The organism is Agrobacterium sp. GD03872 (genome assembly GCF_029840625.1).
In the GTDB taxonomy this organism is placed as follows: Bacteria; Pseudomonadota; Alphaproteobacteria; order Rhizobiales; family Rhizobiaceae; genus Agrobacterium; species Agrobacterium fabrum_A.
Map to the genome: position 1 here is coordinate 224,988 of NZ_JAOCCY010000001.1, position 20,179 is coordinate 245,166.

Consider the following 20,179-nt stretch of genomic DNA (forward strand, 5'->3'; position numbering starts at 1 on the left):
CTCCAAGGACCAGAAACGTCAGGGTTTTACCCCGCCATCCTTATGGCAATATTACACCCAGCCTTGCAACTCCCGTCTTACAACCTTTTCGAGAACGTTCATGCCCTCGATGCTGTCGTTGAGGCATGGAATATGGGTGAATTTCTCTCCGCCATTATGCAGGAAGATTTCACCGGCTTCACCGGCAATTTCTTCCAGTGTTTCAAGACAGTCCGAAACGAAGCCCGGATTCATCACGGCGATGCGCTTGATACCCTCGGAAGCCAGCTTTTCCACGGTTTTGTCGGTATAGGGCTGCAGCCATTCTTCCGGTCCGAAACGCGACTGGAAGGTGATCATGAAGTTCTTCTCGCTCCGCCCCAGCGCTTCGCGCAGCAGCCGGGCGGTTTTCTGGCAATGGCAATAATAGGGATCGCCCTTTTTGAAATAGGATTGCGGAATGCCATGGAAAGAGGTGATCAGCATTTCCGGCTCCCAGTCCAGCGTCGCCAGATGGTTTCTGACGGAAGCGGCGAGCGCCTCTATATAGGCCGGGTCGTCATGATAGGGCGGCACGGTGCGGATAGCGGGTTGCCAGCGCAGCTTCATCAGGTGCTCGAAAGCCTTGTCGTTCACGGTTGCCGTGGTTGATGCGGCATATTGCGGATAAAGCGGGAAAAGCAGGATTTTTTCGCAGCCCTGTTCCTTCAGCGCGTCGATCTTGGAGGCGATGGAAGGCTGGCCGTAACGCATGCCCCAGTCGACCACGACATTGGGCAGGTCCTTCAGCGCCTCGGCCATCAACTCGCCCTGGCTGCGCGTATAGGTGCGCAGGTAACTTTCATTGTGCTCGTGGTTCCAGATTTCCTCATAGGCCTTGCCTACCTTCTGCGGGCGTTTGTTGAGGACGATGCCGTAAAGGATGGGGTACCAATAGAGGCGCGACCATTCGATCACCCGCTTGTCGCTCAGAAATTCCGCCAGATAACGGCGCATCGACCAATAGTCCGTACCATCGGGTGTGCCGAGGTTGACCAGCAGGACGCCTACCTTGCCGAACGCTGCACGGGGATGGTTTGCGGGGAGAGGGGATAGTTCTGTCGCCATGAATGATACCCTGAAACTCGGACTGATTGCTTGAGGAACGGTTCCGCGTCGGATAAAGGCCGGAAACGCTCCATCGTCTGTTTGTGTGGCCCGAACGCAAACCGTGACGAGGTCTGGCCGGGAATAGCCGAGCTATACGCTCGCGCCGTCAATTTGTTCACGTGTTCTAGACGAAATTTTTCAGGATTAAACCACCCGCGCGGGCTATTTGCGGGCTGGGGCAATCTGCAGGATGCCGTTCGCCAAAAACTGATCCATATCGATCTGTTTTTAAAAGGAAAATAAGAAGCCGGCCCCGTTATCCGAGGGCCGGCGTCGTATCTGCGGCAAATTGCCCTGTCCGTCCATGCCCGGCTTATTGGGCCGGCAGTTCCAGTTCTTCGCCGACTTCAATGTGGTTTGGCTGTCTCAGCGTATTTGCCTTGGCAATCCTGGTCCAGAGCGAGCCGTCGCCGTATTTTTCAGCGGCGATCTTCCAGAGCGAATCGCCCTTTGCGACGACATATTTACTGACGGCTGCCGCGGCTGCGGCCGGCGCCGGGGATGCCGGCGCGGTTGCAGCGGGTGCAGGTGTCGTCGTGGTGGTCGGTGCAGGTGCTGCGGGCGTCGGCGCCGCCGCTGGAGCGGGCGCAGTTGCGGCTGGCGCCGGTGCCGCGGGCTTTGCCGGAGCGACGTAACCGGCGGGCGTCACTTCGCTGATACGGCCATCCGTATAGGGCTTATAGGGGCTGTTGGCGGTGATATAGGCAGCGACAGCCTCTTCGAGATTGGGGCCGAAGTCATAGGCGTTGATCGCCTTGGTCGCGAAGACCTTGAAGCCGTCACCACCGGTGCGCACGTAATTATTGGCCGCGACGATGTAGGTCTTGGCAGGATCGAGCGGTACGAAGGCGTCGCCTTCCTTGACTTCGACCGAAACGATGCGGCTGCCGGCCGGCTTCGAGCGGTCGAAGGAATATTTCATGCCGGAAACCTGCATGAAGCGACCCGCACCATCATCGATCTGGCTGACGCCATTTTCGAGGGCGGCACGAATATCCTCGCCCTTCAGCTGGAAGGTCGCGACGGTGTTCTGGAAGGGCAGAACCGTCAGCACTTCGCCCATGGAGACATCGCCGCTATCGATGGAGGAGCGCAGGCCGCCGCTGTTTGCGAAAGCGATGGTGACACCCTGATCCTTGACGCGGGCGAGCGTTGCATCGGCAACCAGATTGCCCATGGAGCATTCCTTCACGCGGCAAATCTTGCGGTCGCCCTCGATCGGGCCTTCCGAGGTGCCGACGACCTTGGCTTTCAGCGCTTCGATCGGCGCCTTCAGCTCGTCGATGCGCTTCAGCGTGGCTTCATCGGGCTTGAAGGAGGAATCGATGAGGATCGGGTCGCCCTTGCTTTCCTTGACCACGCCATTGTCGTCGAAGACCACTTTGAGGTCCCCGAGATACTTGCTGTACTGGCCGGCCTGCACGACCGGAACCTTGTAGCCGCCGGGATTGTCGACGAGCGTCGGATAGGGGCCTTCGGCCTTCTGGTCGGTGTTGGACAGCAGCGTATGGCTGTGGCCGCCGACCACGACGTCGACATCGGGAATTTTGGCGATGAATTCGAGATCGCGCGGATAACCGACATGGGTGAGCGCGATGATCTTGTTGACGCCGTCCTGCTTCAGCTTCTGGACCTGTTCGCTGATTTTCGCGACATCTTCGGCGATGGTGATATTGGGACCGGGCGTTGCCAGTTCTGCGGTATCGTTGGCGACAGCGCCGACGATGCCGATTTTCTGCCCGCCGACTTCAAGCACGATGGAGGGCTTGACGCGGTCGCCGATTTTCGAGGCGGCGGTGGCCACCACATTGGCCGTTACGACCGGGAACTGCACCTTGTCGAGGAAGCCGGCAAGGCCGTCTTCGCTATCGTCGAACTCATGGTTGCCGACGGTCATGGCGTCGAACTTCATGGCGTTCAGCATTTCTGCTTCCACCGTACCCTTGTAGGTGGTGTAGAACAGCGAACCCTGGAAATTGTCACCGGCATTGAGCAGAAGAACATTCTTGCCTTCAGTCTTCAGCGCATCACGGGTCTGGTTGATTGCGGTCAGCAGGCGCGCGGCGCCGCCGAAGCATTCGTTCTTGCCTTCTTCTTCCGCCGAGCAGGTCGAGTCGAACTTGTTGATCGATTCGATACGGGAGTGAAAATCGTTGATGTGAAGAATGTTGAGCTCGTAGTCGGCCAGAGCCGCTCCGGCTGACAGCGTTATCGCCGAAACGCTCAGCATGCCCAGTCCCAAAATTTTCTTCATGGTTCCTCTCTCCTGTTCAAAGTAGAAGCCCGCGCCGGCCGATCATCCTCCGGTCGTGCCTATTGTCTAATCTGAAAACATGTCAGTCTTTTCAAAGCGCGATGTTTCCATTTAGCCGCAGTCGCCGCAAGCGAAATTATGACAGGTGTGCAAGAAACAGAAACGCACGCCTGAGGCGTGCGTTTCAGAAGATCATCTGATTGAAAAAACGACGTTATCAGCCCTGACGCGTCAACGAGAACTGGCTGTTCGTGTCCGTTGTGCAGTTCAATTGTGACGGAGAGACGAGAGCGCAGTTGACGCGCGACTGCGTGTTGCGCACCAGCGACGTCATGTTGATTTCGTAAAGCGTCGGCGAAATCGTGACATAGGTGCCGGAGGCCAGCAGCGTGTTGGTGTCGGTCGAACGGGTGGAGAAGGAGCCGTTCTGGAAGGTCGATACAATGCCGTTACGGTCGATCCAGCGGCCGTCGACGGCCGGGCCGCGGGCAAGCGAAGGCGCCATCGAGGTTTGCTGCGAGGGACCCGGCGCGACGCATGAAGACACCGCGATGGCGGCTGAAAGCAAAGCAGCGCTTGTCTTGAAGTTCATGAGCCTGTTCTCCTGCGATTCGATGAAACCTTCTGTGCTTCGACCATGCCGCGAAGCGTGGCTTATTTCAAGGCAACGTTGCTGGCTCTCCCCGGTTCCTGATGTCGCGCAGGAAAGCCGCGGCGTGACAAATATGAGACTCGGTCCCGTCAGCGCACGAGGATGTTACGGAACTGCCAGGGATCGGACGTATCGATATTGTCGGGAAACAGGCCCGGGCGGCCGTCGGTCGGTTTCCAGTCGGTGTAATGCCCCTCGACAGGCCCGAGATAAGGACGCTGCACCTCAAGACAACGGCGGTAATCCATTTCATCCGCCTCGACGATGCCGGCCTGTGGATTTTCAATGGCCCAGACCATGCCCGCCAGCACCGCCGAACTGACCTGCAATCCGGTCGCATTCTGGCTGGGGGCAAGTGAACGCGCCTCCTGCAGGCTCAGCCGCGAGCCGTACCAATAGGCATTTTTGTCGTGGCCATAGAGAAGAACACCCAGCTCGTCGGCGCCGTCGACAAGCTCGTCTTCGCCGAGCACGTGCTGGATCGGCTGGGGGGTGCCGCCATTGCCGAAGAGTTCATGCAGGGAAAGGATGGCGTCGTTGCATGGATGATAGGCATAATGGCAGGTCGGCCGGTAAGTTACGTCGCCATCATCGTTGCGGACGGTGAAATAGTCCGAAATCGAGATCGCCTCATTGTGGGTGACGAGAAAACCATATTGCGGTCCGAGCCCCGGGCACCATGTGCGCACCCGCGTATTGGCGCCGGGCTGATCGAGATAGATCGCCGCCTTGCTTCCTTTTTTCTGCTTTTTCGCGTTTTTAGGCATCCAGTTTTCATGCGTCCCCCAGCCGAGTTCGGCTGGCTGAAAACCTTCGGCGATAAAACCTTCCACGGACCAGGTGTTCCAGAAAGCGCCGAAGGGCTTCGGTTCTTTCGCCCGCTGGGTGTCGCGCTCCGCCACATGCACGCCCTTGACGCCAAGCTGCTTCATCAGCTGGGCCCAGCCTTCCCGATCATGCGGCTGCGGCTCTTCGATGTCGAGGCCGGTATCCTTGGCGAGATTGATGAGCGCCTGCTTGACGAACCAGGACACCATGCCCGGGTTGGCGCCGCAGGTAGAAACCGCTGTCGTGCCGCCGGGCCTGCGTGCCCGCTCCTTCAGCATGGTTTCGCGCAGCGAATAATTGGTTCTGGCGCGATTGTCGGCATCGGCGTCGAAATAAAACCCGGGCCATGGTTCCACCACGGTATCGATATAAAGCATGCCGTGCTTGCGACAGATCCGCATCAGGTCGACGGAGGCGGCGTCGACCGAAAGATTGACGCAGAAGCCCTGGCCCTGCACACCTTTGAGCAGCGGCTTGAGAACTTCCTTGTAGTTCTCCTTGGTCAGATGTGTCTGGACGTGGCGGATGTTTCTCTCAGCCAGAAAGGCGGCGATATCCTCGCGCGGGTCGATGACGACCAGCCGGCTCCTGTCGAAATTGAAATGACGTTCGATCAACGGAAGTGTGCCGCGCCCGATGGAGCCGAAACCGATCATGATGATGGGGCCGTCAATATCGCCGTAGATCGGGTGGTTTGCGTCCGTCATTCGTCAATTTTCCTTTTTCAGCCAATAAGTAAGCTAGATCATAAAAGCGTGCCACAATAAAGGGCAGTGGATGACGGACATATGACGGTGCTGACGTCGCGATGGGTGCACACATTTCTTTCCACGATTTCTGCCTCTTCGAATTTTAGAGAGTGAGTTTATAATTAAGTTCTTCTTTTCGCTCATGCGTCCAAAGGCGTGGGGGCCGGATGACGAAAAGGAGTTTTTCGCCATCGCAGCGGAGTTGCCCCGTTGAATGATCTTTTAGCGCGCGTCGCAGCGCTTCAGAGTGTTACCCCCGTTCTTATTGCCTTTTACGATTCCGAGGACCGGCTGCGCCATGCCAACCCGTCGTTTCGGGAAAGCTTTCAGCTTGCCGCCGATGATCTCCTCACCTGGACGGAAATCATGCGGCTGAACCACCGGCTGCGCACCGGTGTTGTCATCCGCAACAATGATTTCGAGGGATGGCTGCTTTCGGCGCAGTCCCGGCGCGGCAAGCTGCCCTATCGTGCCTTTGAGATGGATCTTTATGACGGCCGCTGGTTCTGGATGACGGAGACGGTGCAGCAGGATGGCTGGATGCTCTGCGTCGCAAGCGATATCACCGAATTGCGCCAGGGTTACAGAACCCTGCGGCAGGACAGGGATCTGGCGGTGCGCGCCTCGCAGACGGATGAATTGACGGGAACGGCAAACCGCCGCTTCGTTTTTGCCAAGCTCGCCGTGCAGGTGGAGCGGGTTTCAAGAGGGCTTGAAGCTCCCTTTTGCCTGTGCACGCTCGACATCGATTTTTTCAAGCAGATCAACGACCGTTTCGGCCATAAATGCGGTGATGCGGTGCTGCGCGATTTTGTCGGCATCGCCCATTCCGTCATCCGTCGGGTGGATTGTTTCGGCAGGATCGGCGGTGAGGAATTCATGCTCATCCTGCCGCGCAGTTCGGTTGCCGAAGGTAGGGAAATCGTTGAACGGCTGCTGCAGAAGGTGCGCCTTTCCAGACCCCTCGCTGAATTTCCGGAGTTCTCCTATAGCTGCTCGGCCGGCATGACGCCCTATCGGCTGGCGGAAAGCGCCGACGATGTTTTCATGCGCGCCGATCAGGCCCTTTATGCGGCCAAGGAGAAAGGCCGCGACCGGCTTCTGGCGGTGACGGTTTAAACGAGTTCCGCCGCAATCAGCCCATGCAGCGAATTGCCGACGAAGAGTTTCCGGCCGGCGATGTCTTCCGGTTTCAGCGCCTGTCCGCGCGCCCTGCGTTCGCGGATCAGATCGGCGCGCAGCACACCTGGCAGAATGCCGCTGTCGAGCGGCGGTGTCAGCAATTGCCCATCCGGCATTTCGACGAAAATGCTGGTCGACGATCCCTCGCACAACTCGCCGCGCTCGTTGAGCAGCAGCACCTCGTCGGCCTCTACGGCTGAAAATTCGGCCCGGGCGGCATCATAGGGCTCGCGGCGTGAGGACTTGTGGCGATAGAAGGTATCAGCGGAATCGAGCGTGATCTGTTTTGCAATGCGGACGCGCCAGACGGTATTTTCCTGCAACGGATGGAATTCGACCGCCTCGATATCGAGCTCGCCCTTGTAGTTCATGACCAGCCTGACACAGAGCGGCTTTTCGCCGCCGACCTTCTTTTCCAGCACCTGAACCGCATTGGCCGGCGCGCGAAAACCAAGAGCGTCGGCGGAGCGCAGCAATCGGCGCATATGCTGGTCGATGCGCTGAAAGCCCGTCTGCGGCTCCCAGCGCAAAGTTTCCCTCAAGGTCAGATCGGCGGGTTTGCGTTTCATGGCCTGTGCTCGTCGCCTCAATTGTTTGCCGGTATCTCCGCCGGCAACATCAACCGGCAAAGCTTGTCCGAAATAGGATAGCTTTGCCGGCGGAAGAGATTAAGCCTGTTTCTTGTCCAGCTCTTCCAGCTCGTCGATCAGCCCCTCGATCATCGAGAGCCCCTTGTCCCAGAAGGAAGGATCGGTCGCATCGAGGCCGAAGGGTTTCAGAAGCTCCGAATGGTGCTTGGTTCCGCCCGCCTTCAGAAGCTCGAAATATTTCTCCTGGAAGCCCGTCTCGGCCTTCTGGTAAACCGCATAGAGCGAGTTCACCAGGCAATCGCCGAAGGCATAGGCATAAACATAAAAGGGCGAGTGGATGAAATGGGGGATATAGGTCCACCATGTCTCGTAGCCTTCGGAAATCCGGATGGCCGGGCCGAGGCTTTCGGCCTGAACGGAAAGCCACAATTCGCCGATCTGTTCCGAGGTCAGCTCACCCTCCTTGCGGGCTGTGTGCAGCTTGCGCTCGAACTCGTAAAAGGCGATCTGGCGCACGACCGTATTGATCATGTCTTCGACCTTGCGGGCGAGCATGGCCTTGCGCTCCCTGACGTCCCTGGTGTCGTCGAGCAGCTTGCGGAAGGTCAGCATCTCCCCGAAGACGGAGGCTGTCTCGGCAAGCGTCAGCGGCGTGGCGCACATCAGGGCGCCCTGTTCGCCGGCCAGGACCTGATGCACGCCATGGCCAAGCTCATGGGCGAGCGTCATCACGTCACGCGGTTTGCCGAGATAGTTGACCAGCACATAAGGATGGGCCGAGGGCACGGTCGGATGCGCGAAGGCGCCGGGCGCCTTGCCGGGGCGGGCGGGGGCGTCGATCCACTCCTCATCGAAGAAGCGGCGGGCAATATCGGCCATCTCCGGGGCGAAATCGCCATAGGCCGAAAGCACGGTATCCTTTGCCTCATCCCAGGGAATGACCGTGTTCGATGTATCGGGAAGCGGCGCGTTGCGGTCCCAATAATTCATCTGCTCCATGCCGAGCCATTTCGCCTTCATGGCGTAATAGCGATGTGAAAGGCGCGGATAGGCCTTTTTGACCGCCGCCGCCAGCGCATCGACCACTTCAAGCTCGACACGGTTCGCCAGATGGCGGCTATCGGCGATGTCTTCGAATTTGCGCCAGCGGTCGGAGATGTCCTTGTCCTTCGCAAGCGTGTTGGTGATGAGGGTGAAGACCCGCAGATTGTCCTTGAAGGTGGCGCTCAGCGCCTGTGCCGCCTTCTTGCGCGTTTCCGGTTCCGGCTCCTGCAGCATATTGAGCGTCACTTCCAGGGGAAGGCTTGCGCCGTCAATGTCGAAACGCAGGTCGGCCATCGTCTCGTCGAACAGGCGGTTGAAGGCTGCCGCGCTGGTCATCGACTTTTCGAGGAACAGCTGCTCCAGCTGGTCATCGAGCTGGTGCGGTTTGTCCTTGCGCAAATCCACCAGCCAGGGGCGGTAGTGGCCCGCCACGGCGTCATTCGCCATGCAGGCGTCCATCGCGGCGTCGTCGATGCGGTTGAGTTCGAGGGTGAAGAACAGGAGGTGCGAGGAAATATCCGTCAGCTTCGCCTGGGCATCGCCGTAAAGCTTGCCGTTTGCCGGGTTGGATGTATCGGAAAAATAGGTGAGCCCGGCAAAGGAGCCTATGCGGCCGATAAGATCGTCCAGCGCTTCATATTCCTTCAGCGCGGCGCCGATGCCTCTTTCGCCCGTGGCCCTGGCGGCGGTTTCAAGCCTGCCTTTCCATTTCGCCTCGAAAGCCGCCGCCATCGACGCCGCCTTCTCGAGATCGCCTTTATATTCCGGCGAATCGCCCGACGGATAGAGGTCGGAGAGCTTCCAGGCGGGTAGGTCGCCAAGCGCCGGAGCGGAGGTTTCGGCAAGCGAGAAGACGGGTTGCGGGGTAGCGCGGTCGAGGGTCATCGAACATGTCCTTCTGGTTATGCATGCGAAGCATATGGGGACCCTGTTTCCCGCGGCAATGGATAAAATGCAAGCAATTCTCAAAACTGGATGTTCAAGTCTCCCATGCCAGAGTGCGGAATAAGGGACCGCATGAAGCAGGTCCATAAACCGGAAACCGGAGCTAAAAATGACCGCGCATGTTCTCGTGATAGACGATGATCCCGTCCAGCGCCGCCTGCTCAAAAATGCGGTGGAACGTTATGGGCATATCGCCTTGCTCGCCGAAAACGGCAAGGCGGGGCTGGAACTGCTCAAGCAATATAGCGGCGAGATCAATGTCATCGTCCTCGATCTGATGATGCCGGAGATGGACGGGCTTACCTTTCTGAAGGCCGTCGGCGAACTCGGCACCGATGTTCCCGTCATCGTCCAGACGGGACAGGGTGGCATCGACACCGTCGTGCAGGCCATGCGCGCCGGCGCCTTCGATTTCGTTGTGAAGCCGGTCTCGCCGGAAAGGATCGGCGCCGCCATCTCCAATGCGCTGAAGCTCGACAGGAGAGAGGCAAAGGCCCGCACGGGCAGGCGCGGACGGAGCAATGCAGTGAATTTTACCGATATCGTTTCCGCCAGCCCTGCAATGCTGCGGGTCATTGAACTCGCGCAGCGCGCCGCCCAGTCCAGCATTCCCGTGGTGCTGGAAGGCGAATCCGGCGTGGGCAAGGAAATGGTCGCCCGGGCCATCCAGTCGGCAGGCGACAGGGCGAACAAGCCCTTCATAACCGTCAATTGCGGCGCCATTCCCCATAATCTGGTGGAAAGCATTCTCTTCGGCCACGAGAAGGGCGCCTTCACCGGTGCTACGGAAAAACATGTCGGCAAATTCATGGAGGCGGATGGCGGCACGCTGTTCCTCGATGAAATCGGCGATCTGCCGCTTGAGGTGCAGGTGAAGCTGCTGCGTGCCGTGCAGCAGGGCGAAATCGAGACCGTCGGCTCCGCACGGGTGCAGAAGGTCAATGTGCGGCTGATTTCCGCCACCAACAAGAACCTCATCGAAGAGGTGAAGGAAGGCCGCTTCCGCGAAGACCTTTATTATCGCCTTAACGTCTTTCCGATCACCATTCCAGCGCTGCGCCGCCGCAAGGAGGATATTCCCCATCTGGCGCGGGTTTTTGCCGAGCGCTTTTCGGTTGAGCAGAAATTGCCCAATCCCGTCGGTCTCAATGCCAGCGCGCTGGCGCTGCTGACGGCCTATGACTGGCCGGGCAATATCCGCCAGCTCGAGAATGCCGTCTTCCGCGCCGTGGTGCTGTCGCAGGGCGAGGAGCTGTCGGATTCGGATTTTCCGCAGATCGCGCTGCAGCTGCCGGAATTTTCGAGTGGTGATGAGGCGGACGATGCCATCCGTTCACCATCCGGTTCGTCGTTGAAGCTTGCGGCCTATTCGCCGCCGCCGCCGGCTGCCGAAAGCCATGCCATCGTCGAGGAGCCATCGGATATTTCCACCACCATCTACCGGGGAGGAAACCTGATCTCCAGCATGGACGATTCAGGCAATATCCGCAAACTGGCCGAAATCGAGGAGGAGCTCATCCGTTTCGCCCTTCGTTTTTATCGCGGGCAGATGAGCCAGGTCGCGAGAAAGCTCGGCATCGGCCGCTCGACGCTTTATCGCAAGCTGAAGGATTATGGCATCGATCCCGACGATCCCCTTCGAGACGCCGCCTGACGGCACATACCGTTTATTCGAGGGCAGATCACAGATTCGTTAACTTCTGAGCAAGGATATCCGCTTACCGTCTATAAACCTCTTGTTAGTGGCTGATTCACTATGTAGAGGAAGGTTGTATGTGTGTGGCAATTTTGCCATCGTGTCACCGTATTTGACGTTCATTTGAGGCAATGTGACAGAAATTGTCTTCCAGGCGGGGATCGAATTGCCATATCTGCATCGGAATAACGCGCTTTCGACCAGGATCGCGCGCGGCTTGATCAAGGATATATGCACGAAGCTGTCGGCGCGCGCTGTCACCTTTGCCTGCCTGATGCTCGCCGCAATGCCTTTTGTAGGTGTTTCGGCGACGGAAGCCGCCGCCGAGACGCGCAGCCTCAAACTGTATTATATCCACACACGCGAGAAGGCGGTCATCACCTTCAAGCGCAATGGAAAATACGACCAGAAGGGCCTGCAGGAGCTGAACCGCTTCCTGCGCGACTGGCGCCGCAACCAGCCGACGCGGATGGACCCGCGACTTTTCGATCTTGTCTGGGAAGTCTATCGCCGCAGCGGCGCGACCGATTACATCAATGTTGTTTCGGCCTTCCGTTCGCCCGAGACCAATGGCCTGCTGCGTTCGCGCACCAAGGGCGTTGCTGAAAAAAGCCAGCACATGCTCGGCAAGGCCATGGACTTTTATATTCCCGGCGTGAAGCTTGCGCGCCTGCGCGAAATCGGTATGCAGATGCAGATCGGTGGCGTTGGCTTTTATCCCAGTTCCGGCTCTCCCTTCGTGCACATGGATGTCGGCGGTGTTCGCGCCTGGCCGCGCATGAGCCGCCAGGAACTCGTTCGCATCTTCCCGAATGGCAATACGCTGCATCTTCCTTCCGACGGCAAGCCGCTCCCCGGTTATGAGCAGGCGCTCGCCGATTACAAGAAGCGCGTCAGCTCGTCATCCATTCAGGTTGCTTCCAGCGCCGGTGCAGGCCCTGCCTCATCCGGTGGCGGCGGCAAGCGCAAGACGCTGCTGCAGACGCTCTTTGGCGGTGGCGGCGACGAGGATGAAGATCCCGATAGCATTGCAGCGCCGGAGCCCGCAGAACGTCCGGCGGTCGCTCGCCCGGCGGCTCCGCAACAGGCGGCTCCCGAGCCTGAACCCACGATTGCAGTTGCTTCGGCACAGGCGCTTCCAGGCGTGAACGATGCGCCGCTGCCGACGGCTCGTCCGGCATTCGGCAATCAGCCGCCTGCCAATACCGGCCTTGCCACGGCGCTTTATTCTCCGGCCCGCAATGCCGCGCAGGACGCCCTGCAGGCGGCGACCACGCCGACTCCGGCTTCCGCGCCGGCCGAGCGCCAGCAATTTGCTGATCTCGCCGAGGTCTCCGTGCCCGTGCCCACCCTTCTTGGCCCGCGCGGCATGAGGGGTGATGCGGAAGGATCTATCCTGACGGCGTCTGCAGATGGTGCGACACCGGCCGCGACCGGCGAGCTTGCTTCCGTTCCGGTTCCCGCCAACCGTCCGGCCGTGGCGGAAGCCCTGCTGGCCGCTGCCAATGCCGATCCCGAAGGCGAAGACGATCTCGCCGAGGCGCAGCAGGATACGCTTTCGCCGACGGTGGTTGCCGCTCTTGAACAGAGTGGTCAGGCGGCCCGGTCGCAGGTCCAGTCCGCTGCCGTGCCGACAGCTGCGCCATTCCCGGCAGCCGTCAATCACAAGGTCACCGTCGCGCCCGCCGAAACGGCCAAGGCCGAACCGCAGGCTGGCTTCGGTGATGCTTTCGATCTGAAGCCCGCCATCAATGGCGGCCTCAGCGCCGGCATGCCGACCAAGGGTTCCCGCCCGAGCAAGCAGGATGCGGCCGTTTCCCAGCAGGCCATGGTGGGCGGTGGACGCCTGACGCAGGACCTTATTTCAGATTGGGCGCTCAACCAGAACAAGGGCGCGACCGGACGCTCGGTAAAGGCGCCGCGTGTTGTCGCCAACCGTATGCTCAGCAACGATATGTCGGCTTCCGCCACCTCGGCGAGCTTCAAGCCCGGTGCAGTGGCCATCGAATCCAGCCGTTTCAGCACACCTGTAAAGATGCACTGAGCCTGCTTTCATAAGACGGTCGAGAAGCCAACAAAAAACCCGCCGTTACCGGCGGGTTTTTTATGCGGGATATTGCGGCTTTAGACGCCGCTCTGGCCGTCCGAGCCGATATAGGCGATGCGTACCATATTGGTTGCGCCGGGGGTGCCGAGAGGCACGCCTGCGGAAATGATGATGCGATCGCCCGGCTTGCCGAAACCTTCGGAAACAACGATGCGACAAGCACGGTTCACCATGTCGTCGAGGTCGCTGGCATCGCCGGTGACGACGCAGTGCAGGCCCCAGACGACCGACAGGCGGCGTGCGGTCTGGATGATCGGCGACAGCGCAATGATCGGAACCTGCGGCCGTTCGCGCGCGGCGCGCAGGCCGGTCGTGCCCGAGGAGGTATAGGTGACGATTGCCGCAAGCTTCAGCGTTTCGGCGATCTGGCGGGCGGCAAGCGAAATGGCGTCGGCACCTGTCGGTTCCGGCTGGGCGCGCTGCGCATAGATGATATTGGAATAATAGGGGTCCTGCTCCACGGTGCTGGCAATGGAGGCCATGGTGGAAACCGCTTCCACCGGGTAGTCGCCAGAGGCGGATTCAGCCGACAGCATGATGGCGTCAGCGCCTTCGAAGACGGCGGTTGCGACGTCGGAGACTTCGGCGCGGGTCGGTACGGGCGCCGTTATCATCGATTCCAGCATCTGCGTGGCGACGACGACCGGCTTGCCGGCGCGGCGGCAGGCGCGGGTCAGCTGCTTCTGGATGCCGGGAACCGCTTCCAGCGGCATTTCGACGCCGAGGTCGCCGCGGGCAACCATCAAGGCGTCCGAAAGCTCGATGATTTCCTCGATGCGCTCGACGGCCTGCGGCTTTTCGATCTTGGACATCAGGCCGACGCGGCCGCGTGCGATCTTGCGAACTTCCGCAAGGTCTTCCGGACGCTGGACGAAGGAAAGCGCCACCCAGTCGACTTCGCCGGTTGCGAGAACGGCATCGAGATCGACGCGGTCCTTGTCGGTCAGAACGCCGACGCCGAGCAGCGTATCAGGCAGGCTGATGCCCTTGCGGTCGGAAATGCGGGTGCCGGAAATGACTGTTGTGACGATGCTCTTGCCGTCGCTCTTTTCAGCGCGCAGATGCAGCTTGCCGTCATCGATCAGCAGGCGATGGCCGGGCTTGACCGCCTCGAGAATTTCGGGATGGGGAAGGAAAACGCGGGTGTTGTCACCGGGCGTGTCGTTATTGTCCAGCGTGAAGGTCTGGCCCGGAACGAGCTCGACCTTGCCTTCGGCAAATTTTCCGACGCGCAGCTTGGGACCCTGCAGGTCGGCCAGAATGCCGATGGGGCGGCCGTTGCGGCTCTCGACCGAACGGATGCGCTGAATGAGCGTCCGCATCACGTCGTGGCTCGCATGGCTCATGTTGATCCGGAAGAGATCTGCGCCGGCAAGATGCAGCTTCTCGATCATGGCCTCTTCGGAAGAGGCCGGGCCGAGAGTTGCAAGAATTTTGACTTTGCGGTTACGCTTCATCAGTTTTGATTTCCCTGTGTGCCTGGCGTATCGGAAAGCTGGACCATCCAGCTGCCCTGTCTGCCCGTGTCATATTCCTTGAAACCCATTCTCTGGAAGCTACGGGCAAAACAATCGTCCACGCCGTTGATCTTGAACTCGTTTTGCGCCACGCACATGTTGACGTCACCGGTCCAGCGGCCGCCATGGGCGGCATCCTCGGCATAGAGATAATAATAACGTGACTGCAGCTCACCCTCGATCAGCGTCGCGCAGGTCGAGGAGGGGACCTGCCACCAGCCTTCGCTGACCCAGCCATCCTGTGCCCGGTAGCCGATGGCGACCCCCACAAGGTTTTGCGTGCTGTTGCACACGCGAAAATCCGCATGCGCGGGCGCCGCGATCATGAACGGGGTCAAAAACAGTGCCGCTACGGAAAAAAGACGGGCAAGATGCCTGAAGTGGCGAGGAAGAGCGAGAGATGACTGAGTCACGGCTTCCATCCGGATTCCATGGTTATAATGAACACACTTCTTGGCGTGGCCGCCCAAGAAAGTCAACGCGAGTTTAATCGATTATATTGTTCGTGGGATCGTGAGTGCGATAGGGTAGATGGCTGTTCTTTCGCCGCAACTTGCGCCCGGCCTCAAGCCATGCCATCAAGCTTCTCTCCTCAATCCTGCCCCAGAAAATCATCGATGAACGACTTCATACCCTATGAAATCATAGAAGGCGATTATGACAAAGGCATGGTTCTTCTGGCGGACCATGCCATGAACCTTCTGCCGGCACACTACGGCAAACTTGGCCTTCCGCAAACCGCTTTTCATCGCCATATCGCATTTGATATCGGTATCGAAGGGCTGACGCGCTCGCTTGCCGCGCGCCTTGGCGTGCCGGCGGTGCTGGGCCGATTTTCGCGGCTTCTCATCGATCCGAATCGCGGTGAGGACGATCCGACCCTTATCATGAAGATTTCGGACGGGGCGATCATCCCCGGCAACCATCCGATCTCGGACGAGGAATGGCAAAGACGGATCGAGATTTTTCACCGGCCCTATCACAATGCCGTGGACCATGTGCTGACCGGCGTGGCCGAAGCATCGGAAGAAGCGCCGCTGGTCCTGTCGCTGCATTCCTACACGCCGTTCTGGAAGGAAACGCCGCGGCCCTGGCATGCGGCGGTTCTGTGGGACACGGATCATCGCGCGGTCGATCCGCTTCTGGCGCATCTGCGCGCCACGGGCGACATCCTCGTTGGCGACAACGAGCCCTATGACGGTGCGTTGAAGGGCGATACCATGTATCGTCATTGCATGATGAAGGGCATACCGCATGCGCTTCTCGAGGTGCGGCAGGATCTGATCGCGAATGAAGAGGGGATCGCCGAATGGTCGGACCGGCTCGCTCCCATTTTCGCCGCAATGAACGACGATCCCGTCCTGCATGAATATCAGCTGTTCGCCTCCCGCACCGGCCCCTATTGAGCCTGGAGTTTTGCCATGACGAAAGAGAACGATAACAGGCAGATCGAGTTCGAGGCGGCCGCATTCCGCCGCCTCGTCAAGCACCTGCGCGAACGTCACGATGTGCAGAACATCGACCTGATGAATTTTGCCGGCTTTTGCCGCAACTGCCTCTCCAACTGGTATCGGGAAGCGGCCGAGGAGGCCGGTGTTCCGCTCAGCAAGGAACAGTCCCGGGAAATCATCTACGGGATGCCCTATGAGGACTGGAAGGAAAAATATCAGGCGGAGGCGAGTGATGCCCAGAAAGCCGCCTTTGAGCAGAACAGGCCCAGGGAATAATCCCGATCGACGGAAACGACTTGACGGGACGCCTTTCAGTGGGCAGTTCACAGGCCTGAATTTTGCTGCCCGCTGGCAGCGACCGGCGAAGGCTTCGCCCGGAATGATGAACAAGGCTCGCATGCGGGCCATCAATAAAGGATGATATGATGGACGATACCAGCACCACCGAAACCGTCGCCGCCGCGGAACTGCGTCAGTTCATCGAGCGCGTTGAGCGCCTCGAAGAAGAAAAGGCCGCCATTCAGGGTGACATCAAGGATGTCATGGGCGAGGCGAAGGGTCGTGGTTACGACACCAAGGCGATCCGCACCATCATCCGCCTGCGCAAGAAGGATGCCAACGAGCGCATCGAGGAAGAAACGATTCTCCAGACCTATATGGCAGCGCTCGGCATGGAATGATTGGCTGGGAAACGCCTCAATGAAAAATCGCCGCTTTTGCGGCGATTTTTGTTTGGGCCTTCGTCGAACTCAGCCGCGCGTGCCGGCCAGCTTTTCTGAAAGGTCGACGGCTTCCTTGCGAGCGTCCTTGTCGGCGGGGTAAAGCGCCAGATACTGTTCCCAGGCCTTCAGCGCCAGCTCGTCGCGGCCCGAGGCTTCGAGGATGTTGGCAAGGCTTGCCAGCGCCGGGAAATAGCGCGGCTCCCTTTCCAGCGTCAGGTTGATATCCGCCATCGCCTTGCGGGTGTCGCCATCGGCGAAATGCACCATGGCGCGGCGATAGGGCGCCTGCACATAATGAGGATCGAGCAGGATGACCTGGTCGAGAAAATCGTAAGCGGCGGCGTTGCGCTTTTCGTCGGCGGCTTCGCCCGCCCATTGCATCAGCAGATTGATTGTGGCGCTGCCGGAATCATTCCATTCGGAGGCGATCTGGTTGGCGATGCTGCGCGCCTTGACCGCATTTCGTTCTTTTTTCAGCGAGGCGAAAAGCGTGTCGATCGTCTTGGCGGGTGAAGGCGCGGAGTCCGCGACAGCAGGCGGTTGACCATCCGCCGCATGAGCAATGGCAAGCATTCCCGGAAGCGGGAGGCTCGAAAACAGGAAGCCCTGGGCGAGGATGATAGCCGTGCAAAAACGATTTGGGCGCATGGGCTAAAGCTTAACCCGACTGCGCCCAATATCAAATGCAAACTTCTGCTCTGTCAACAAAGTGATCCGCGAGCTTGATCGCGAACCGCAGTCGCAGTCAATCAGCCCTGACGAGCCTTGAAGCGCGGGTTCTGCTTGTTGATGATGTAGACGCGGCCCTTGCGGCGAACCAGGCGGTTATCGCGATGACGGGCCTTAAGCGCTTTAAGCGAATTCTTGATCTTCATTTTACTGGTCCGCAGTTTTGCACGGTTTCTGCCGTGCTTATTCAAACAATCAAAAGCGCGCAACGGGGCGCGCTCTTTTCGGTTGGCAGGCAGATACCCGTTTGAGCCCTGCCTGTCAACACTTGCCGGTGTCTTTGCCTTAAAAGACTGAGGTTTTCCCTGTGCGGAAAAGCTCGGTCACATGGCCCATCTTGCGGCCCGGCCGTGCTTCGGTCTTGCCGTAGAGATGCACGAGACAGTCTTTTTTCGACAGCCATGCCGGCACATCGTCGATGTCGTCGCCGACGAGGTTGGTCATGATGCAATCCGAATGGCGATCCGTGCTGCCGGGAGTAAGGCCCGATACGGCCCGGATATGCTGCTCGAATTGCGAGATCACGCAGGCCGCCTCCGTCCAGTGGCCGGTATTATGGACGCGCGGCGCCATTTCATTGGCAACCAGCGAGCCATCAGGCAGGACGAAGAACTCGATGCCGATGACGCCGACATAATCGAGCGCGGCCAGAAGCTTCTCTGCCGACTCCACGGCGACCGCCTTCGCGGCATTGGAGAGCGCTGCCGGAACGGTTGATGTGTGCAGAATGCCGTTCAGATGGACATTCTCGGCCGGATCGTAGCAGGTAACGGTCCCGTCTTTGAAGCGGGCGGCGATGATCGAAATTTCCCGCTCGAAGGCAACGAAGCTCTCGAGAATCAGCGGCACGCCGCCAAGCGCCGAAAAGGCGCCTGCGAGGTCTTCCCCACCGCGGAAAAGGCGCTGGCCCTTGCCATCGTAACCCATGCGGCGGGTTTTCAGCACGCCCTTGCCGCCGAAGGCGGCCAATGCGGCCTCCAGCTCTTCCTGGCTACCCACCGCGCGGAAATCGGCGGTCGGAATGCCGCAATCGTTGAGGAAGCGCTTTTCCGTCAGCCGATCCTGCGAGGCGCTGAGCGCCTGCGGCGGCGGATAGACGGCAACGGAGAGGCTGAGCTTTTCGGCGGCGACGACAGGCACGTTTTCGAATTCGTAGGTCACGACATCGCAGCGGCCTGCGAGTTCGGCAAGGGCTTTTTCGTCGTCATATTCCGCCACGATCTGGTCGTTGCAGGCCTGCGCAGCCGGACAATCGGCCTGCGGCTCCAGTACGATGGTACGGTGGTTGAGGCGCGCGGCGGCCATCGCCAGCATGCGGCCGAGCTGCCCGCCGCCGATGATGCCGATGGTCAGGTTGCTCGTCTTTGCCATCACTTCTGTCGTCACTGGGCACTGTCCATGGGATATTCCGCGACGGCGGCCGACTGGCGCGCGCGCCAGGCATCCAGCCGGTCGGCGAGGTCCTCGTCGCTCAGCGCCAGAACCGCGGCGGCGAGAAGGGCCGCATTGACCGCACCGGCCTTGCCGATGGCGAGCGTGCCGACGGGAATGCCGGCGGGCATCTGCACGATGGAATAGAGGCTGTCCTGACCCGACATCGTTTTGGACTGCACCGGAACGCCGAAGACCGGCAGCGGCGTCATCGCAGCCGTCATGCCCGGCAGATGGGCGGCGCCGCCGGCCCCGGCGATGATGACCTTGAAGCCTTCGTCCTTCGCGCCATTGGCGAAATCATAAAGCCTGTCCGGGGTGCGGTGAGCGGAAATGATACGGGCTTCATATTCCACATCCAGCGCATCCAGCGTATCGGCGGCGTTCTTCATGGTCTCCCAGTCGGACTGGCTGCCCATGATGATGGCGACGGGGGGCGTTTCTGCTGTCACTTGGCTTCTCCGGCTTAGGCGATGATATCGGGGATGACCTGGTCTTCCAGCTGGGTCATCTTGTCCTTGACGGCCAGCTTCTTCTTTTTCATGCGCTGTATTCGCAGCGCATCGCAGCTGGTCTGGATCATCGCGTTGATCGCCGCGTCATAATCCTCATGCTCCTGGCGCAACCGCGCCAGCGTGAGCCTGATGTCCGCCTGGTCCTGATCGGCCATCTCGTCATCCCCATTTTATGCCGCCGGATCGGCTCCGGCGCGTATGTGATCGTTCACGAGCCTCTATCATCAAATCGCGGTAACGGGAAGTTATCCCTTGCGACCAAATTGCCCACTTATTGCCTTCATTTCGCCTTCGACAAGCGGCGCGATCCGTGTCACATTGTCGTCGCAAACCTGAAACTCCAGCGATGGAGAGCTGGAGGTAGGTTCAAAAAGGAAGGACGTGCCGCATGACCATTCAGGCTCATATTGCATCGCTCGAAAAGAAACACGGTGCTCTGGAGGAGGAGCTCGAAAGTATTCTTGCTTCCCCGTCGTCTGACGATAGAGAGATCGCGGACCTTAAACGTCGAAAACTGCGCCTGAAGGATGAACTGCAGAGGCTGAAAGCCTCGACAAGACACTGATTTATGCCAGGCCGCCGGCCCTCGATGAATGAGGGGCTGGCGGTCTGAGCCTTTCGAGCTCTGGCGGCGAAAAC

The 20,179-nt window shown here is 59.5% G+C and carries 20 protein-coding genes; 7 read left to right on the plus strand and 13 right to left on the minus strand.

The window, feature by feature from the left end:
* Positions 1 to 51 precede the first annotated feature (51 nt).
* From hemH to N5D22_RS01025, 4 genes are all read right to left on the minus strand, one after another.
* Complete coding sequence (hemH, locus tag N5D22_RS01010; protein ID WP_279655684.1) at positions 52 to 1,086, minus strand: ferrochelatase; 1,035 nt, start codon at positions 1,084 to 1,086, stop codon at positions 52 to 54.
* 355 nt (positions 1,087 to 1,441) lie between these two features.
* On the minus strand, positions 1,442 to 3,382 hold the full coding sequence (locus N5D22_RS01015) for a 5'-nucleotidase C-terminal domain-containing protein (RefSeq protein ID WP_279655685.1): 1,941 nt from the start codon (positions 3,380 to 3,382) through the stop codon (positions 1,442 to 1,444).
* A 217-nt stretch (positions 3,383 to 3,599) separates the two neighbouring features.
* A complete protein-coding gene (gene omp10, locus N5D22_RS01020; RefSeq protein WP_279655686.1) occupies positions 3,600 to 3,974 on the minus strand; it encodes an outer membrane lipoprotein Omp10 in 375 nt (124 codons plus the stop codon).
* Positions 3,975 to 4,123: 149 nt separating this feature from the next.
* Entirely contained in the window at positions 4,124 to 5,569 is a 1,446-nt protein-coding gene (locus N5D22_RS01025; RefSeq protein WP_279655687.1) for a homospermidine synthase, read from the minus strand.
* Between the two features lie 252 nt (positions 5,570 to 5,821).
* Here N5D22_RS01025 and N5D22_RS01030 point away from each other — a divergent pair, with 252 nt between their 5' ends.
* On the plus strand, positions 5,822 to 6,730 hold the full coding sequence (locus N5D22_RS01030; RefSeq protein ID WP_279655688.1) for a GGDEF domain-containing protein: 909 nt from the start codon (positions 5,822 to 5,824) through the stop codon (positions 6,728 to 6,730).
* On the opposite strand, the gene N5D22_RS01035 is transcribed toward N5D22_RS01030, so the two are convergent.
* Together N5D22_RS01035 and N5D22_RS01040 are read right to left on the minus strand one after the other, a co-directional pair.
* Positions 6,727 to 7,362: an aminotransferase class IV family protein gene (locus tag N5D22_RS01035; protein WP_279655689.1), complete on the minus strand. Its 636-nt coding sequence runs from the start codon at positions 7,360 to 7,362 to the stop codon at positions 6,727 to 6,729. The two genes, N5D22_RS01030 and N5D22_RS01035, sit on opposite strands and share 4 nt — an antisense overlap.
* 99 nt (positions 7,363 to 7,461) lie before the next feature.
* Positions 7,462 to 9,312 (minus strand): M3 family oligoendopeptidase, encoded by a 1,851-nt coding sequence (locus tag N5D22_RS01040; RefSeq protein WP_279655690.1) that lies wholly within the window; start codon positions 9,310 to 9,312, stop codon positions 7,462 to 7,464.
* 169 nt (positions 9,313 to 9,481) lie between these two features.
* Between N5D22_RS01040 and N5D22_RS01045 the strand changes: the two genes are divergently transcribed.
* Positions 9,482 to 11,026, plus strand: a complete 1,545-nt coding sequence (locus N5D22_RS01045) for a sigma-54 dependent transcriptional regulator (RefSeq protein ID WP_279655691.1) — start codon at positions 9,482 to 9,484, stop codon at positions 11,024 to 11,026.
* Positions 11,027 to 11,201: 175 nt separating this feature from the next.
* Positions 11,202 to 13,112, plus strand: a complete 1,911-nt coding sequence (locus tag N5D22_RS01050; RefSeq protein ID WP_279655693.1) for a DUF882 domain-containing protein — start codon at positions 11,202 to 11,204, stop codon at positions 13,110 to 13,112.
* Between the two features lie 80 nt (positions 13,113 to 13,192).
* Here the strand turns inward: N5D22_RS01050 and pyk are convergent, their stop codons facing one another.
* Both pyk and N5D22_RS01060 read right to left on the minus strand, forming a co-directional pair.
* Positions 13,193 to 14,632 (minus strand): pyruvate kinase, encoded by a 1,440-nt coding sequence (pyk, locus tag N5D22_RS01055; RefSeq protein ID WP_279655694.1) that lies wholly within the window; start codon positions 14,630 to 14,632, stop codon positions 13,193 to 13,195.
* On the minus strand, positions 14,632 to 15,114 hold the full coding sequence (locus tag N5D22_RS01060; protein ID WP_279655695.1) for a DUF1036 domain-containing protein: 483 nt from the start codon (positions 15,112 to 15,114) through the stop codon (positions 14,632 to 14,634). Before N5D22_RS01060 ends, pyk begins: the two co-directional genes overlap by 1 nt.
* Before the next feature lie 195 nt (positions 15,115 to 15,309).
* Between N5D22_RS01060 and N5D22_RS01065 the strand changes: the two genes are divergently transcribed.
* The 3 genes from N5D22_RS01065 (at position 15,310) to N5D22_RS01075 (ending at position 16,823) form a co-directional block, all read left to right on the plus strand.
* Complete coding sequence (locus N5D22_RS01065; protein ID WP_279655696.1) at positions 15,310 to 16,098, plus strand: N-formylglutamate amidohydrolase; 789 nt, start codon at positions 15,310 to 15,312, stop codon at positions 16,096 to 16,098.
* Positions 16,099 to 16,113: 15 nt separating this feature from the next.
* Complete coding sequence (locus N5D22_RS01070) at positions 16,114 to 16,419, plus strand: DUF1244 domain-containing protein (RefSeq protein WP_279655697.1); 306 nt, start codon at positions 16,114 to 16,116, stop codon at positions 16,417 to 16,419.
* Positions 16,420 to 16,565: 146 nt separating this feature from the next.
* The gene (locus N5D22_RS01075) at positions 16,566 to 16,823 is read left to right on the plus strand and encodes a DUF2312 domain-containing protein (RefSeq protein WP_020812069.1); all 258 of its coding nucleotides are present in this window, start codon (positions 16,566 to 16,568) and stop codon (positions 16,821 to 16,823) included.
* 69 nt (positions 16,824 to 16,892) lie between these two features.
* On the opposite strand, the gene N5D22_RS01080 is transcribed toward N5D22_RS01075, so the two are convergent.
* From N5D22_RS01080 to N5D22_RS01100, 5 genes are all read right to left on the minus strand, one after another.
* Positions 16,893 to 17,513: a hypothetical protein gene (locus N5D22_RS01080; RefSeq protein WP_279655699.1), complete on the minus strand. Its 621-nt coding sequence runs from the start codon at positions 17,511 to 17,513 to the stop codon at positions 16,893 to 16,895.
* Positions 17,514 to 17,614: 101 nt separating this feature from the next.
* Complete coding sequence (ykgO, locus tag N5D22_RS01085; protein WP_003497670.1) at positions 17,615 to 17,740, minus strand: type B 50S ribosomal protein L36; 126 nt, start codon at positions 17,738 to 17,740, stop codon at positions 17,615 to 17,617.
* A 139-nt stretch (positions 17,741 to 17,879) separates the two neighbouring features.
* Positions 17,880 to 18,965: a 5-(carboxyamino)imidazole ribonucleotide synthase gene (locus N5D22_RS01090; RefSeq protein WP_279655855.1), complete on the minus strand. Its 1,086-nt coding sequence runs from the start codon at positions 18,963 to 18,965 to the stop codon at positions 17,880 to 17,882.
* 11 nt (positions 18,966 to 18,976) lie between these two features.
* On the minus strand, positions 18,977 to 19,444 hold the full coding sequence (purE, locus tag N5D22_RS01095) for a 5-(carboxyamino)imidazole ribonucleotide mutase (protein ID WP_279655856.1): 468 nt from the start codon (positions 19,442 to 19,444) through the stop codon (positions 18,977 to 18,979).
* A 47-nt stretch (positions 19,445 to 19,491) separates the two neighbouring features.
* A complete protein-coding gene (locus N5D22_RS01100) occupies positions 19,492 to 19,695 on the minus strand; it encodes a DUF465 domain-containing protein (RefSeq protein WP_279655708.1) in 204 nt (67 codons plus the stop codon).
* A gap of 233 nt (positions 19,696 to 19,928) precedes the next feature.
* Between N5D22_RS01100 and N5D22_RS01105 the strand changes: the two genes are divergently transcribed.
* Complete coding sequence (locus N5D22_RS01105) at positions 19,929 to 20,105, plus strand: DUF465 domain-containing protein (RefSeq protein ID WP_003506164.1); 177 nt, start codon at positions 19,929 to 19,931, stop codon at positions 20,103 to 20,105.
* Positions 20,106 to 20,179: the final 74 nt, after the last annotated feature.

Excerpts from the sequence above, each read along its gene's own strand:
- hemH (WP_279655684.1), bottom strand. The coding sequence starts at position 1,086 with ATGGCGACAGAACTATCCCCTCTCCCCGCAAACCATCCCCGTGCAGCG.
- N5D22_RS01015 (WP_279655685.1), bottom strand. The coding sequence starts at position 3,382 with ATGAAGAAAATTTTGGGACTGGGCATGCTGAGCGTTTCGGCGATAACG.
- omp10 (WP_279655686.1), bottom strand. The coding sequence starts at position 3,974 with ATGAACTTCAAGACAAGCGCTGCTTTGCTTTCAGCCGCCATCGCGGTG.
- N5D22_RS01025 (WP_279655687.1), bottom strand. The coding sequence starts at position 5,569 with ATGACGGACGCAAACCACCCGATCTACGGCGATATTGACGGCCCCATC.
- N5D22_RS01035 (WP_279655689.1), bottom strand. The coding sequence starts at position 7,362 with ATGAAACGCAAACCCGCCGATCTGACCTTGAGGGAAACTTTGCGCTGG.
- N5D22_RS01040 (WP_279655690.1), bottom strand. The coding sequence starts at position 9,312 with ATGACCCTCGACCGCGCTACCCCGCAACCCGTCTTCTCGCTTGCCGAA.
- N5D22_RS01045 (WP_279655691.1), top strand. The coding sequence starts at position 9,482 with ATGACCGCGCATGTTCTCGTGATAGACGATGATCCCGTCCAGCGCCGC.
- pyk (WP_279655694.1), bottom strand. The coding sequence starts at position 14,632 with ATGAAGCGTAACCGCAAAGTCAAAATTCTTGCAACTCTCGGCCCGGCC.
- N5D22_RS01060 (WP_279655695.1), bottom strand. The coding sequence starts at position 15,114 with ATGGAAGCCGTGACTCAGTCATCTCTCGCTCTTCCTCGCCACTTCAGG.
- N5D22_RS01065 (WP_279655696.1), top strand. The coding sequence starts at position 15,310 with ATGAACGACTTCATACCCTATGAAATCATAGAAGGCGATTATGACAAA.
- N5D22_RS01070 (WP_279655697.1), top strand. The coding sequence starts at position 16,114 with ATGACGAAAGAGAACGATAACAGGCAGATCGAGTTCGAGGCGGCCGCA.
- N5D22_RS01075 (WP_020812069.1), top strand. The coding sequence starts at position 16,566 with ATGATGGACGATACCAGCACCACCGAAACCGTCGCCGCCGCGGAACTG.
- N5D22_RS01080 (WP_279655699.1), bottom strand. The coding sequence starts at position 17,513 with ATGCGCCCAAATCGTTTTTGCACGGCTATCATCCTCGCCCAGGGCTTC.
- ykgO (WP_003497670.1), bottom strand. The coding sequence starts at position 17,740 with ATGAAGATCAAGAATTCGCTTAAAGCGCTTAAGGCCCGTCATCGCGAT.
- N5D22_RS01090 (WP_279655855.1), bottom strand. The coding sequence starts at position 18,965 with ATGGCAAAGACGAGCAACCTGACCATCGGCATCATCGGCGGCGGGCAG.
- purE (WP_279655856.1), bottom strand. The coding sequence starts at position 19,444 with ATGGGCAGCCAGTCCGACTGGGAGACCATGAAGAACGCCGCCGATACG.
- N5D22_RS01100 (WP_279655708.1), bottom strand. The coding sequence starts at position 19,695 with ATGGCCGATCAGGACCAGGCGGACATCAGGCTCACGCTGGCGCGGTTG.
- N5D22_RS01105 (WP_003506164.1), top strand. The coding sequence starts at position 19,929 with ATGACCATTCAGGCTCATATTGCATCGCTCGAAAAGAAACACGGTGCT.